The organism is Thiocystis violacea (genome assembly GCF_016583575.1).
Lineage (GTDB): Bacteria > Pseudomonadota > Gammaproteobacteria > Chromatiales > Chromatiaceae > Thiocystis > Thiocystis violacea.
The window spans coordinates 140,404-155,220 of record NZ_NRRG01000011.1; the positions used below are offsets into that span (position 1 = coordinate 140,404).

A 14,817-nucleotide genomic window follows, 5' to 3' on the forward strand; every position below is an offset into this window, starting at 1 on the left:
GCCATGATCTCCCCGCTGGGGAGAGTAGCTAAACGGTCACATTTCGTTTCGTGTGGCTTTCTTGATTCAGGAAAACGACCATGATTGATCGCATTACCTTCGATCCCGCTATCTGCCATGGCAAGCCCTGCATCCGTGGCCTGCGCTACCCGGTCGAAAACGTACTCGAATGGCTCGCTAGCGGCATGAGCATCGAGGAAATCCTGGCCGATTATGAAGACCTTGAGCGCGAGGATATCCTCGCTGTGCTGGCCTTTGCCGCCCGTCTGGCCCATACCAAGCGCATCGAACCGCTAGCGCCATGAAATTCCTGATCGACGCCCAACGGCCGCGCCGCCTGGCCCGCTGGCTCCGCGCGCAAGGGCACGATGCACTCCATACGCTCGATCTACCTTCCGGCAACCGTACCCAGGATACGAACATTATCCAGTTTGCCCAACAGGATGACCGGGTCGTCGTCACCAAGGATGACGATTTCGTACAGTCGTTTAACGATCGACCGCGACAGCTTTGGCTCCTATCCACCGGAAACATTGCAAATCCCGATCTGGAGCGCCTGGTAGCCGACAATCTGACGGCTATTATTGGCGCGCTCAGCGTGAACCGTTTCGTCGAGCTAACACGAACCAGCCTGATTATCCACGACTGATACCCGGTGGGTCTGTCATCGGTGCCGCTGGCCGCGCGCGGTCAAGCCGCGTCCGAAGAAGAGGCGCGCGAACCCGCCGGGGTCATGAACAGGCGGCTGGCGAGGGTTTAGACTCAACCTGATTCCCTATCTTCTCCAGGCCACCCGCATGACCCGTAAAAAACTGCCCATCGGTATCCAGACCTTCCGGGTGATCCGCGAGGGGGACTGGTACTACGTCGACAAGACGGCCTTCGCCCTGAGTCTGATCGAGTCGGGCCGGCACTATTTTCTGTCGCGTCCGCGCCGTTTCGGAAAATCCCTGTTCATCGATACCCTGGCGGAGCTGTTCGCCGGCAGCGAGCCGCTGTTTCGGGGGTTGGCGGTTCATGATCGCTGGGACTGGAGTGTCCGCTACCCGGTCATCCGTCTGAGCTTCGCCGCAGGGGTGCTGCACAGCCGATCGGACCTGGACGAAAAGATCGCCGAGTTGCTCGACGAGAACGAGCGGCGGCTGGGCGTCAAGGGCGACTACCCCAGTATTTCCGGACGCTTCTCCGAGTTGATCCGTCTGGCGCATGAGGCGCACGGGGAGCCGGTCGTGGTGCTGGTCGACGAGTACGACAAGCCCATCCTGGACAATTTGACGCGGCCCGAGATCGCGGGCGAGATGCGCGACGGCCTGCGCAATCTCTATTCCGTCATCAAGAGCGCGGATGCCCAGATCCGCTTCGCCTTCCTTACCGGGGTGAGCAAGTTCAGCAAGGTCAGCATCTTTTCCGGGTTGAATAACCTCCATGACATCACTGTGTCTCGGGAACATTCGTCCATCTGCGGCTACACCGAAGCGGATCTCGACACTGTCTTCGCCCCTGAGCTGGAGGGACTGGATCGCGATCGGATCCGCCGCTGGTACAACGGCTACAACTGGACCGGTGAATCGGTCTATAACCCCTTCGATCTGTTATTGCTGCTGAGGGAACGCCAGTTCCGACCCTGGTGGTTCGAGACCGGCACGCCGACCTTCCTGATCGATCTCCTCACTCAGCGCGGTTTTTTTACCCCGGATCTCGCCCGACTGCGCGCCGATGAAGCGCTGCTGTCCGCCTTCGATGTCGACCACATGGCCCCCGAGGCCCTGCTCTGGCAGACCGGCTATCTCACCTTCACCGCCACCCGTCAGATCGGCGCGCGCATCGAATACACCCTGGGCTATCCGAATCTGGAGGTCGAGAGCGCGCTGAACGACGTCCTCGCCAAGGCCCTGATCGGCCACCCGGCACGCGCGAGCGAACTGGCCAGCCGGCTCTACGATCTGCTCTTCGCCAACGATCTGGCCGGGCTGCATCGCCATTTCGAGAGCCTTTTCGCCAGCATCCCCCATCAGTGGCACGACACCAACCCCATCGCCCGCTACGAGGGCTATTACGCCAGCGTTTTCTACAGCCATCTGGCCGCGCTCGGGCTGGATTTGCGAGTGGAGGACAGTTGTAGCGCCGGACGGCTTGATCTGGCCCTGCGTTTCGAGGGCAGGATCTATCTGTTCGAATTCAAGGTCGTGGAGCTGGAGCCCGAGGGACGCGCGCTGCGCCAGATCAAGGATCGCGGCTACGCCGACAAATACCACGCCGAGGGCCAGCCGATCCACCTGATCGGGGTGGAATTCAGCCGCGAGCGCCGGGGCCTCGTGGGGTTCGAGGTGGAGACCCTCTGAGCCGGTCGGGGCTGGAGCAGGATCGGAGACGAGGCGTCTTCTGGTTTCGTGCGTTCGTTCCGGTTCGATCCCGTCCGCGCGCCTAGAATCCGTGTCGACACAGCCGCCCGCCTCAAGGAGACGCCCGTGAATCCGACCACCATCATCGTCCTCGCCCTGATCCTGGTCGTCGTGCTCTACGCGATCCAGATCTACAACCTGCTGGTCCGGCTCAAGCACAACGTCACCCGCGCCTGGTCCAATATCGACGTCGCCCTCAAGCAGCGCCATGAAGAGCTGCCCAAGCTGGTTGAGGTCTGCAAGCAGTACATGGTCTACGAGCAGGAGACGCTGGAGCGCGTCGTCCAGGCGCGCGGTGCGGTCGCCGAGGCCAGCCGGCGGGGCGATCCGCGCGCGCTCGGACGCGCCGAGACCGAGCTGCGGATGGGTCTGGGCCACCTCTTCGCCCTGGCCGAGAATTATCCGGATCTCAAGGCCAACGACAGCTTCCGACACCTGGCCCAGCGGGTCAGCCAGCTTGAGGAACTGATCGCCGACCGGCGCGAGCTTTACAACGAGAGCGCTAATCTCAACAACATGCGTATCGAGCAGTTCCCGGATGTGCTGATCGCGCGACTCATGAAGGCCCGAACCTTCGACCTGCTGCAATTCAAGGAGGCACGGCAGGACGTCGACCTGGGGGCGCTGTTTCGCTGAGTGCCGGGAGCGAGACGGGCATGGAAACGCGGATTGAATTCGTCCTGGATCTGGACGGCCTGGAGTTCTGGTTCCTCATGGCCGCCCTGCTTGGCGTCGCCATCTACTCGCTGCACCAGGCGATACGCACCTTCTGGCGGCTGCGCACCATCCTCGACACACCCAGATCGAGGATCAAGTCCGCGTCCCAGGGATATCTGGAACTCTCGGGATTTGCCAGCGAGCGCGATGGCGTCGTGCCCGCGCCTCTGACCGACAAGCCCTGCGTCTGGTATCGGTATCGCGTCCAGAAACGCCGGGGGTCGGGGCGCGACAGCCGCTGGACCACCGTCGAGGAAGGCACGGCCGAGCGTCCCTTCCTGCTCGACGATGGCAGCGGCCGCTGTCTGGTCGAGCCGGAGGGCGCTCGGCTCAAGCTCCAGCGGACCGAGCAATGGCTCGGTCCCCATCGCGATCCCCGTCAGCGCCAGATCCGCTTCGCCTGGTTGGGTGGCGGCGAACGCTACCGCTTCACGGAGTCCCGCATCCAGGCCGGCGATCCCGTCTATCTGCTCGGCCGTTTCGAGACCCCGCGCCGCGGAACCGCCGAGCGCCAGCGTCTCCAGCGCGAACTCCTGCGGCTCTGGAAGCGCGACCCGAAGCGCATGGCCAGTTTCGACCTCGATGGCGACGGCCAGATCAGCCCGGACGAATGGGAACGGGCGCGCCAGGAGGCCGAACGCCTCGCCGACCGCTCGGAGGAACAACGCCGCCTCGCGCCCCCCGTGCCCCGCGTGGTAGATACGGGCGATCCGCGCCACCCCTTCATCATCTCCACCCACTCGCTCGAAGACCTCACATCCAGTCTGCGCTGGACGACCTTTGCGTATACGGCGGGTTTTGTCTGTCTGGTTGGACTGATCGGATTCGCGGTGATTCAGCGGCTGGGAGTGGGCTGATCCGTCGGTTAAAACGCGCGGCGTCGATCATCATTTGGCCCATGATGGCCATCCCTGGGAGCGCGGGCCTCTGGCCCGCGAGGCGGGCGAGACGCCCGCGTTCCCAGGCAGGCCCAACGATGATCAAGGCCAAACGCGCTCCTTGTCTCTTGAGTCTCGGAGCGTACAGGATGGGCATCGCTCCCGCTCTGCCCATCCTACCCAAGGCCATGTCTGGATATCAGGTGCGAAGGCTATACTCGACAACAACAGGGCAGGCGCGGCCCGTCGCCACCCCGTGCCGTGCAGGAATACCCATCCGATGAACCTATCGACCGAAGGCTCGACCGCATGACCCGCCGCCGTCTCATCAGCTTCGATTGGGCCATGAAACGGCTGCTGCGCAGCAAGGCCCACTTCGGCATCCTTGAAGGATTTCTCAGCGAACTGCTGCGCGAGGACATCCAGATCCTGGAAATCCTGGAGAGCGAGAGCAACAAGGACACCGCGATCGAGAAACAGAATCGGGTGGACCTCAAGGCCCGCAACGCCGGGGGCGAGATCATCCTGATCGAGGTCCAGTACCAGCGCCAGTTCGATTATCTCCAGCGCATCCTGCACAGCACGGCGCGCACGCTGGTGGAGAACCTCCAGGAAGGTCAACCCTATGGCGAGGTGGTCAAGGTCATCTCGGTCAGCATCCTCTACTTCGACCTGGGCCAGGGCGAGGATTACGTCTATCACGGCGCGACCCGTTTCATCGGCCTGCACCGCCACGACGAGCTGCACCTGAGCGAGGCGCAGCAGGAACTCTACCGACGCCAGGAACCACAAGCCCTGTTCCCGGAGTATTACCTGATCAAGGTGAATCAGTTCGACGACATCGCGCGCGATTCGCTGGACGAATGGATCTATTTCCTCAAGCACGAGGAGGTGCCGGACGGCTTTCGGGCGCGGGGTCTGCAAGAGGCCAAGGAGCAGTTGGACATCCTAAAACTGCCGGACGCCGAGCGCTGGGACTACGAGCGCTATCAGGACGATCTGCACCAGCAGGCCAGCATGGTCCAGTCCTCCTATGGCTGGGGGGTGCACCAGGGGCGCAAACAGGAACGCCTGCGCATCGCCCGGAGCCTGCTGGACCTGATCGCCGATGACCGGGTACTGGCGGATAAAACGGGTCTGACCGAGACCGAGATTCGCGCCCTGCGGGAGCCGACTTGAGCGACGCCATCCGTCCGCGCGATGTCCGCCAGAACAGTCCGAAGGATCTCGACCTGGATCCACCGCGGCCCATTCAAAACCCTGGTCCCTGATCTGATTCGATACGCGACCAGCCAGCGCCGGTCGCGATTCCCGCTCGATCCAGCCACTTCCGCTAGAATTCGCTCGCGAACACGGATAGGATACTCCGCGTCTTGATCCGAGGATTCGGGCGAGGGTTTTTGTCTCTCGCGGTTCTATCCGGATCGCGGTATCGGTATCCTGGCTGGATTCTTCAAAAATCCGCCCGCGCGGCGATCGAAACGAAACATAAGACATGGGCGAGTCGGCACGGCAACTCCTGAAGCAGGTCTTCGGCTACGAGCATTTTCGTGGCGATCAGGCCGAGATCATCGAGCATCTGATCGGCGGCGGCGATGCGCTGGTGCTGATGCCCACGGGCGGCGGCAAGTCGCTCTGCTACCAGATTCCCGGCATCCTGCGGCCCGGCACGGCGATCGTGGTGTCGCCTCTGATCGCCCTGATGCAGGATCAGGTGGACGCGCTGCGCCAGCTCGGGGTGCGGGCGGCCCTGCTGAATTCCTCGCTTACACTGGATGAGGCTAGAGCGGTCGAACAGGCGCTGCGTGTCGGCGAGCTGGATCTGGTCTATGTCGCCCCGGAACGCCTGCTGACCGAGCGCTTTCTGTCCCTGCTGGATTCCATCCAGGTCGCGCTTTTCGCGATCGACGAGGCCCATTGCGTGTCCCAGTGGGGACATGATTTTCGCCGCGAGTACATCCAGCTCGATCTGCTGCACCAGCGCTGGCCCCAGGTGCCGCGCATCGCCCTGACCGCGACCGCCGATGCCCCGACCCGCAACGAGATCCTGACCCGCCTGCAACTCGGGCAGGCGCGCCAGTTCGTCTCCAGCTTCGATCGGCCGAACATCCGCTATCGCATCGTCGAGAAATCCAGTCCGCGTCAGCAGTTGCTGGCCTTTCTGCGCGCCGAGCACCCGGAGGACGCGGGCATCGTCTACTGTCTCTCGCGGCGTCGGGTCGAGGAGACGGCGACCTATCTGCAAGGACAGGGATTCACCGCCTTGCCCTATCACGCCGGGCTGCCGGCCGAGACGCGCCGGGTCCATCAGGCGCGTTTTCTGCGGGAGGAGGGCGTCGTCATGGTCGCGACCATCGCCTTCGGCATGGGCATCGACAAGCCGGACGTGCGCTTCGTCGCCCATCTGGATCTGCCCAAGAGTCTGGAGTCCTATTATCAGGAGACCGGGCGCGGCGGGCGCGACGGTCTACCGGCGGATGCCTGGATGGCCTATGGATTGGGTGACGTGGTGATGCTGCGCCGGATCATCGAGAGTTCGGAGGCAGAGGAACAGTTCAAGCGGGTCGAGATGCACAAGCTCGACAGCATGCTGGGCTACTGCGAGACCACCGAATGCCGCCGCCAGGTGATGCTGAATTATTTCGGTGAGGCCCTGCCCAAGCCCTGCGGGAACTGCGATACCTGTCTGGATCCGGTGGAAACCTGGGACGGCACCGAGGCGGCGCGCAAGGCGCTGTCCTGTATCTACCGCACCGGGCAGCGTTTCGGCAGTGCCTATCTGGTGGACGTGCTGCTCGGCAAGGACAACGAGCGCATCCGCCGCTTCGGTCACGACCAGGTCAGCACCTTCGGCATCGGCCGGGAGCTAAACGCCGATCAATGGCGCTCGGTCTATCGCCAACTGGTGGCGGCCGGGCTGGTGGCGGTCGACATGGAAGGGCACGGGGCGCTGCGTCTGACCGAGGCGAGCCGACCGCTCCTGCGGGGCGAGCGCGCGATCCGGCTGCGGCGCGATCCGGACCGCAAGAAGGCGTTGGCTGGCGCCCGTCCGTCCCCGTCGCCGCTCCCGAGCGATCCGGATTCGGTGGCGCTCTGGCAGTCCCTGCGGTCCTATCGGCAGGCGCTGGCCCAGGAGCAAAACGTGCCGGCCTATGTGATCTTCGGCGATGCCACCCTGCGCGAGATGCTGGCCTACCGTCCCCGGAATCTGGATGAGATGCGCCGGATCAGCGGCGTGGGTCAGGCCAAGCTGGAGCGTTTCGCCGCCGGTTTCCTGCGGGTGCTGGCGGATCACGAGGCCGCGCACGGTCGGCCGTCGAGCCTTCCACCATGGCCCGAGGCCGGTCGGATGACGACGCCCTCGGCGCGCGCCGATCTGAGCGATACGATCCTGGAGACGCTCGATCTCTTTCGCGACGGACTCACGCCAGAGGCGATCGCCGAGCGTCGGGCCGTCAAACTCGACACCATCCATACCCATCTGTCGCGCTGCATCGCCGAGGGACGCCTGAGTTCGCGCGAGGTGGTGAGGCTGGACGAGGAGAGCCTGCGGCGGATCGAGTTCGCCTTCGAGCAACTGCCGGAGAACGCGATCCTGTCCATCAAACCGGTCTTCGAGGCCTTCGAGGGGCGTTATTCCTACGGCTTGCTGCGTTGCGTGCGGGCGGGGATGGGGAGGGTCGTCGAGGGTTGAAATCAGCCGGCCGCCATCGCTGGCGGCCGGAAGCACGCGCTGGGCGAGATCAGACCTTACGGGCCTCCATCATGCGCTCGATGATGGGTTGCAGGATGATCTCCATCGCCATCCCCATCTTGCCGCCAGGGACGACCATGGAGTTACGCCGCGACATGAAGGAGTCGTGGATCATGGCGAGCAGATAAGGGAAATCGATCTGTAACTTCTGCGGATCCTTGAAGCGGATGATGACGAAGCTCTCGTCCGGGGTCGGGATGTCGCGGGCGATGAAGGGATTGGAGGTGTCGACCGTCGGCACGCGCTGGAAGTTGATGTCGGTCATGGAGAACTGCGGCGTGATGTAGCGGATGTAATCCGGCATGCGACGCATGATGGTGTCGACGATCGCCTCGGCGGAGTAGCCGCGCTCCAGGTTGTCACGATGGATTTTCTGGATCCATTCCAGGTTAACGATCGGCACCACGCCGACCCCGAGGTCGACATGCTGGGCGACATTGGATTCCTCGGTGATCACCAGTCCATGCAGACCCTCGTAGAAGAGCACGTCGGTGTTCGGCGGGACATCCTCCCAGGGGGTGAACTGACCGGGATCGAGCGAGGTGCCGAGCCGCGCGTTGAGTTCCCGCGCCTCGTCGTCGCTATGAATGTAATAACGCTTCTTGCCGGTTCCGCTTTCGCCGTATTCGCGAAAGAGTTCCTGCAGCAGGTCGAAACGATTGGCGTCGGGACCGAAATGACTGAGGCTTTGTCCGCGCTCGGCGAAGCTGGCCATCTCCGTCTTCATGGCGGCGCGGTCGTAGCGGTGGAAGCTGTCGCCCTCGATCACCGCGGCGCTGATCTTGTCGCGATGGAAGATGTGCTCGAAGGCGCGCTTGACGGTCGTGGTGCCCGCCCCGGACGAGCCGGTGACGGCGACGATTGGGTGTTTCTTGGACATGTGGCTCTCCCCGTTCTCTATGATTATCTTCGCGTTTGGGTGTATGGCCCAATACTGGTTTCCGATGTCAAGGTGTTCGACATGATTCGCTAATATATCACGATCCTGGTACCTGATCGCTGGACGGGAAGCGGTCGGTCGGCCACGGATGGATAAGGGAGGAAGGACCGATGAGACAGTACGAATGGCCCAGGCCATGGCGGTATTTTGGGTTCGGTTGGCCGGCGGAATCGCGCGGCCATCCGGAGTTTCAGTCGGGATTGGTGCGGATCCTGACCGCGCTCTTCGGCGCCGTTTATATCGGTGTCGGGGCCTGGACAGCGTATTACCGGATCGATGTCCCCTACTTCCTGACGATCTACGTGCTCCACCTGCTGGTGAGTCTGGCCCTCCTGGTCAGCGTGACGAGGCGTCCGGACTGGCCGCTACGCCGCTATCTGGCCATCTGTCTCGACATCGTGGTGGTCAGTCTCGCCATCTCGGTCACCGAGGAGGCGATCAGTCCCTTCTATCTGCTCTACATCCTCATCTTCATCTCGGCCGGCACCCGCTTTGGGCGGGGCGAACTCATCCTGGCCTCGGTAGTGGCGGTGATCGCCTACAACTTCGTCCTGATCGATTTGGATGAGTGGCGCAAGCACACCTTCGAGGCGGCTTTTTTCCTGCTCCTGCTGGTGCTTCTGCCGCTCTATCAGGCGTCCCTGCTGCGTCAGCTCCAGCGGGCGCGCGAGGAGGCCGAGCGGGCGAACCGGGCCAAGGGCCATTTCCTGGCCTTCATGACCCACGAACTGCGCACGCCCTTGACCGGCGTGATCGGCATGGCCGAGCTGCTCAATGAGACCCGGCTCGACGCCGAACAGAGCGAACAGGTCCGGGCGATCGTCAGTTCCGCCAAGTCGCTCGCGGCCCTGATCGGCGACATCCTGGATTTCTCCAAGATCGAGGCGCGCCAGCTCCGACTCGAACGGCTGGCCTTCTCCCCGCGCGAGCTGGTGCGCGAGGTGTGCGCGATCCTTGAAACGCAGGCGCGGGCGGGTGGTTTGACCCTGATTCAGGAGGTCGCGTCCGAGGTGCCGAGGCGGGTCGTCGGCGACCCCTTACGGGTGCGCCAGATTCTCTACAACCTGCTGGGCAACGCGATCAAGTTCACCGAGCGGGGCGAGGTCTCGCTACGGTTGAGCCTGCGTCCGCCGGAGGCGTCGGTGGAACGGGCGCATCTGCTGTTCGAGGTCGCCGACACCGGCATCGGTATCCCGAGCGACAAACTTGACGTGCTGTTCGAGAGCTTCCGTCAGGCGGACGAATCGACGACGCGCCGTTTCGGTGGCACCGGACTGGGCACCACCATCGCGCGCGAGCTGGCGCTGCTCATGGGTGGGACGATCGAGGTCGAGAGCGAGGTGGGTCGGGGTAGCCTGTTCCGGGTGCGCCTGCCATGGCTCGATGAACTCCCGTCGGACGTCGCGGACGAGATCAGCCATGACGAGGAGGCGCGGCGGTCGGATTGGCGCCTTCCCTATGTCGGTCCCGAGATCCGGGTTCTGGTCGCCGAGGACAACGAGATCGCCGCCAGGGTCATCACCCGTTTTCTCGATCACATGGGATTCGTCCATGCGCGCTTCACGAATGGGGAATCCGCGCTGGAGTCGGCGCTGGCGGGCGGTTACCAGATCGCCATCGTGGACATGCACATGCCCAAACTCGACGGAATCGGCTTCACCCGGCGCTATCGGGCCGAGTCGAACGGCCGGCCCCTGCCGATCCTGGCCCTGACCGCCAACGCCGCCGAGGAGGCGCGACGGGACTGTCTGGCGGCGGGAATGGATGGCTTTCTCGCCAAGCCGGTCAATCCGGATGAACTGCGCCGGACGGTGGAGCGGCTAGCGCTCGGAGCCCCGAGGGGAGGGGAATGAAGGCGAGGAGTCCTGGTTTCGGCCGCGAGGCTCAGGGCGTCCCGATGATCCGTAAATCGGGCCGAGTGTCGCGCGGTGCGTTCCGAGCCTGGGGCGCGAGGGTCTGGCGCGAGGCCTCGGCCTTCAGCGCCTTGGCCCGATACATGGCGGCATCCGCCTCTTTGAGCAGCCCGATGGGATCGGTCTTGGCATGGATGCGAGCCACGCCCAGGCTGCAACCGACCCGCAGTTCCCGGCCCTGAACCAGCATCGGCCGCGCGATCGACTCGTGGATGCGCTGGACAAGCGCTTCGGGCTCGAAGCCGGGTTCGATCCCGTTGAGCAGGATCGCGAACTCATCCCCGCCGAGTCGGCCCAGGCTGTCATTCTCCCGGATCAGCCGGCGCAGACGCTCGGCAACGATCCGCAAGACGGCATCGCCCGCGTCGTGGCCGTAACGGTCGTTGATCGGCTTGAAACCATCCAGATCCAGATAGAGCAGGGCGCCATCGGTGGCCGGATGGTGCTCCCGATCGGACCCATGCCTGAGCAACTCCAGAAAGCGTCGGCGGTTGTTCAAGCCCGTCAGGGCGTCCGTATTGGCGAGGTTGGCCAGCTCCCGCTCCGATGCGCGACGGGCGAGGATCTCCCGTTGCAGGGCGGCGGCGGCTTCGTTGAAGTCGTGCGTCAAGGCGGCCAGCTCACCCCAGCCCTGCTCGGGGATACGGACCTGGTAATCGCCTTCGCGCAGCCGTCGTGTCGCCTCGCTCAGGGCCTGGATCGGCGCGGTGATGGCGCGGGCCATCGTAACCGCCATCATCAGCACCAGAAGCACGAGGCTCAGGGTGACATACAGCAACGGATCGAGACGCGGACGCGCGATCTGGCCCATCTTGTCCAGGCTGGTGTAGACCAGCAGCCTGGCGCGGTCGAGCGCCAGCGTGCGTTCGGCATGGAGCAGTATCTCGTCTCGCGGGATTGGGAGCGCCGCGCCCTCTAGGCAGCCCCCCACGGCGGGGGTGCTGGAACGCAGCCAGTCATTCAAAGGGGTCGATCGGGCCGTCGCCGGATTCCAGATCCCCTCCCGCGCGTTCAAGGCCAGCAGCCCGGCGTCAGCGTCGCACAGCAGCAGTACGCTTTCGCCTCCTGGATAGGGATGGGGGAAATCCGCGAGCAGGGCCTGGATATCCTCCATTCCGACCAGCAGATGCAGGCTTCCGATGGTGGCCTCGTTCAAGCGCAGCGGTCCGGCGAGCCAAAGCTCCGGGTCCGGCCTGTCCAGGTGACGGAACCTCGGGGTCTCCAGGCCGAGGGATGGATTGACGGGCGGTTCGATCGCGTTCGCCGGGACGCCGTCGCGGGCGACGCCCGTGAGGGTCCGGCCGGATGGGTCGCGAATCCAGAGGCCGCGCGGACCCCGGATCGACTGGAGCGCGTCGTCCAGGATGCGTTCGATGAGCTTGAGGTGGGCGGGATCGCCGTCGCGATTGTAGGCGTCCAAGCTCAGACGCATCTGGGTGCGACTGGCCACCAGCTCGACCAGATCATGCAGGCGTCGCCATTCCAGGTTGAGACGTCGTTGCTGGGCATCGGCAATGAGACCCAGGGTGCTTTCCGCCAACACCAGGGTATCCGACCGGATCTGTCGATGTTCCACCCAGGACAAGGCGAGCACGGGAATCAAGGCGACCGTCACCAAGGTCAGGAGCAGACGCTCACGTAATCCCAGGTGGCGCCAGAGCCGCGTAGGATTTCGGTCCTTCCTCTTCGCGGAATCCGGGGCGGACATCTTGGGGCTCCTGCGTCCTGCGTGCCTTGCGGCGACCTTCGGGCATTTCCGGTCGGACCCTTCGGTTAGCGGTCGACCTACCTTTGAGTCTAGATGATTGTCGGGCGGCTCATCAGGCCGAGGAGGCCGTTGCCGGGACGATCGGACGAGCGGTCGCTTTCGCCGGGCCACGTCGTTCGACGCGGCGGTCGATCAGGTTCTTGAGGGCGATCATCAGTCCCAGTCCGATGAAGGCGCCCGGTGGCAGGATGGCGACCAGGGCGCCCTGGAAGTCGTCTCCCAGCCGAACCGTCAGTACCCGACCCCAATCGCCGAGCAGGAGATCGGCCTGGTAAAAGATGGTCCCCTGGGCGACCAATTCGCGCAGGGCGCCGAGCGTCGTCAGGACCAGCGTGGCGCCCAGGCCCACCGCCAGGCCATCGAGGAGCGCGCGGTCGACCCGGTTCTTCGAGGCGAAGGCCTCGGCGCGACCGATGATCATGCAGTTGACCACGATCAGCGAGATGAAGAGTCCCAGCACCAGGTACATCTCATAGAAGAAGGCCTGCATGATCAGCTCGACCAGGGTCACGAAGGAGGCGATCACCAGCACGAAGACCGGGATGCGGATCTCGGGTCGCACCAGATGGCGCACCAGCGAGACCGTGCCGTTGGAACAGACGATGACCGCCGTGGTCGCCAGGCCCATGCCGAGCCCGTTGGTGGCCGAGGTGGTGGTGGCGAGCAGTGGGCAGAGCCCGAGCAGGGCCACGAGCGATTGGTTGTTTCTCCAGAGTCCGCCGCCGATGATGTGGCCGTAGGACGGAGGGGCGGACATCAGCTTTTCTCCCGTTCGGCCGGCACGGCGGGTTCGACCGGCCTGAAGAGCCGATCGCCCTGTTGATCGACATAGAGCAGCGCGTTCTTGACCGCGTTGACGATCGAGCGGGGCGTGATGGTGGCGCCCGTGAACTGGTCGAACTCCCCGCCGTCGCGCTTGACGCCCCATTTGTCGAGCGGCGGATCGGTCAGCGACTTGCCCGTGAACGCCAGAATCCAGTCCGACTTGGCCTCCTCGATCTTGTCGCCAAGCCCAGGGGTCTCATGGTGCGAGACGACCCGCACGCCGCCCAGTGTGCCGTCGTGCAGCACCGAGATCAGGAGCTTGATGGGACCGGCGTAGCCATCCGGGACCACGGGCTCCAGAACCAGGGCCACCGGATCCTCGCCCTTGCGCGCCCGGTAGACCTGTGTGGTCTCCGTGCCCAACAGATCCCGCGCCGCGACCTGGATGTGGTCACGGAGCGGGTCGTTGTCCGCCCGTCCGGCCGGAAGGATGGTTTCGAGCTTGCGCTTCATGGCCTGGTACTGATTGTCCGCGATGCGCCCGTCCACCGCCTCGTGGGTGACGGCGACCAGCGAGACGCCGCTGATCGCGAAGGTGCCGAGCACGAAGCCGGCGAGCAGAATGGATCGAGTCTTCATCCGGGTTTTTCGCCATGTCCAAAGACGCGTGGTTGGGTGTAGTAGTCGATCGTGGGCGCCGCGATGTTCATCAGCAAGACCGCGAAGGCCACCGCGTCCGGATAGCCGCCCCAGGAACGGATGACATAGACGGTCACGCCGATGCTGGCCCCGAAGATGAGTTGCCCCTGCTTGGTGGTGCAGGCGGTCACCGGGTCGGTGGCGATGAAGAAAGCCCCGAGGATGGCCGCGCCGCTGAACAGATGGAAGGCCGGGAAGGGATGGGTCTGGGGATCGATGATCCAGAAGACGCCCGCGCCGATCAGCAGCCCGAGCAGCATGGAGATCGGGATATGCCAACCGATGACTCGCCGCCACAGCAGGTAGAGGCCGCCGAGCAGGAACCCGCCGGCGACCCATTCCCAGCCACGCCCGCCGAGTTCGCCCCAGACCGGGCCTTGACGGATCTGCTCGATGGTCAGGCCAAGATCCAGCTTGCCGCGCATCTCGTCCAGCGGGGTCGCCGAGGAGATGGCGTCCCACTCCAGGCCGGTCGGGAGTCCGCCGGTCAGGATCAGCCGCAGGGATTCCATGAAGGAAAAGCTGTGCTCGGCCAGCATGCTGGGCGCGAGCCAGGTGGTCATGGCGACCGGATAGGAGATCAGCAGGAAAACATAGGCCGCCATCGCCGGATTGAATGGGTTGTAGCCCATGCCGCCATAGAGTTGCTTGACCAGAACGATGGCGAACAGCATCCCGATCAGGGTCAGCCACCAGGGCAGCGTCGGCGGGACCGAGATGGCGAAGAGCACGGCGGTCACCACCGCGCTCAGATCACCGATCGCGATCCAGGGCGAGCGTCCGCGCGCCAGCATCACGGCGGCCTCGGCCAGCACGGCGAAGGTCACGGCCAGCGTGATGTTGACCAGCAGACCCCAGCCGAAAAACCAGGTCATGGCCGCGATTCCGGGGATCAGCGCCAGAAGAACCTCGAACATGATCCGGTCGACCCGGTTCAGGCGCGGCACATGGGGAGAGGAGACGAGGGCGGTCTTCATCGAA

13 protein-coding genes are annotated in these 14,817 nt (G+C 64.3%); 8 read left to right on the top strand and 5 right to left on the bottom strand.

The features are described 5' to 3' along the window. Positions 1-80 precede the first annotated feature (80 nt). The 7 genes from CKO27_RS07980 to recQ all read left to right on the top strand — a co-directional run bounded on the left by CKO27_RS07980 (position 81) and on the right by recQ (position 7,691). The gene (locus CKO27_RS07980; RefSeq protein WP_200374346.1) at positions 81-305 is read left to right on the top strand and encodes a DUF433 domain-containing protein; all 225 of its coding nucleotides are present in this window, start codon (positions 81-83) and stop codon (positions 303-305) included. Next, positions 302-649, top strand: a complete 348-nt coding sequence (locus CKO27_RS07985) for a DUF5615 family PIN-like protein (protein WP_200374347.1) — start codon at positions 302-304, stop codon at positions 647-649. The genes CKO27_RS07980 and CKO27_RS07985 overlap by 4 nt, the downstream gene beginning before the upstream one ends. 148 nt (positions 650-797) lie before the next feature. Further along, a complete protein-coding gene (locus tag CKO27_RS07990) occupies positions 798-2,342 on the top strand; it encodes an ATP-binding protein (RefSeq protein WP_200374348.1) in 1,545 nt (514 codons plus the stop codon). Between the two features lie 126 nt (positions 2,343-2,468). Beyond that, positions 2,469-3,038 carry a LemA family protein gene (locus CKO27_RS07995; protein WP_200374349.1) on the top strand — a complete coding sequence of 190 codons (570 nt, stop codon included), beginning with the start codon at positions 2,469-2,471 and terminating at the stop codon, positions 3,036-3,038. A 20-nt stretch (positions 3,039-3,058) separates the two neighbouring features. Continuing rightward, positions 3,059-3,976: a GIDE domain-containing protein gene (locus tag CKO27_RS08000; RefSeq protein WP_200374350.1), complete on the top strand. Its 918-nt coding sequence runs from the start codon at positions 3,059-3,061 to the stop codon at positions 3,974-3,976. Positions 3,977-4,306: 330 nt separating this feature from the next. Further along, positions 4,307-5,176 carry an Rpn family recombination-promoting nuclease/putative transposase gene (locus CKO27_RS08005; protein ID WP_200374351.1) on the top strand — a complete coding sequence of 290 codons (870 nt, stop codon included), beginning with the start codon at positions 4,307-4,309 and terminating at the stop codon, positions 5,174-5,176. A gap of 316 nt (positions 5,177-5,492) precedes the next feature. After that, on the top strand, positions 5,493-7,691 hold the full coding sequence (recQ, locus tag CKO27_RS08010) for a DNA helicase RecQ (RefSeq protein WP_200374352.1): 2,199 nt from the start codon (positions 5,493-5,495) through the stop codon (positions 7,689-7,691). A gap of 49 nt (positions 7,692-7,740) precedes the next feature. Here recQ and CKO27_RS08015 read toward each other — a convergent pair whose 3' ends face one another. Beyond that, positions 7,741-8,631 (bottom strand): phosphoribulokinase, encoded by an 891-nt coding sequence (locus tag CKO27_RS08015; RefSeq protein WP_200374353.1) that lies wholly within the window; start codon positions 8,629-8,631, stop codon positions 7,741-7,743. A 170-nt stretch (positions 8,632-8,801) separates the two neighbouring features. Here CKO27_RS08015 and CKO27_RS08020 point away from each other — a divergent pair, with 170 nt between their 5' ends. After that, positions 8,802-10,544: an ATP-binding protein gene (locus tag CKO27_RS08020; RefSeq protein ID WP_200374354.1), complete on the top strand. Its 1,743-nt coding sequence runs from the start codon at positions 8,802-8,804 to the stop codon at positions 10,542-10,544. 31 nt (positions 10,545-10,575) lie between these two features. Here CKO27_RS08020 and CKO27_RS08025 read toward each other — a convergent pair whose 3' ends face one another. The 4 genes from CKO27_RS08025 to rsxD all read right to left on the bottom strand — a co-directional run bounded on the left by CKO27_RS08025 (position 10,576) and on the right by rsxD (position 14,813). Continuing rightward, positions 10,576-12,312, bottom strand: coding sequence for a sensor domain-containing diguanylate cyclase (locus CKO27_RS08025; RefSeq protein ID WP_200374355.1), 1,737 nt, complete (start codon positions 12,310-12,312; stop codon positions 10,576-10,578). A 112-nt stretch (positions 12,313-12,424) separates the two neighbouring features. Beyond that, on the bottom strand, positions 12,425-13,129 hold the full coding sequence (locus CKO27_RS08030; protein ID WP_200374356.1) for an electron transport complex subunit E: 705 nt from the start codon (positions 13,127-13,129) through the stop codon (positions 12,425-12,427). Then, on the bottom strand, positions 13,129-13,776 hold the full coding sequence (rsxG, locus tag CKO27_RS08035) for an electron transport complex subunit RsxG (RefSeq protein WP_200374357.1): 648 nt from the start codon (positions 13,774-13,776) through the stop codon (positions 13,129-13,131). The genes CKO27_RS08030 and rsxG overlap by 1 nt, the downstream gene beginning before the upstream one ends. Next, on the bottom strand, positions 13,773-14,813 hold the full coding sequence (rsxD, locus tag CKO27_RS08040; RefSeq protein WP_200374358.1) for an electron transport complex subunit RsxD: 1,041 nt from the start codon (positions 14,811-14,813) through the stop codon (positions 13,773-13,775). The genes rsxG and rsxD overlap by 4 nt, the downstream gene beginning before the upstream one ends. Positions 14,814-14,817: the final 4 nt, after the last annotated feature.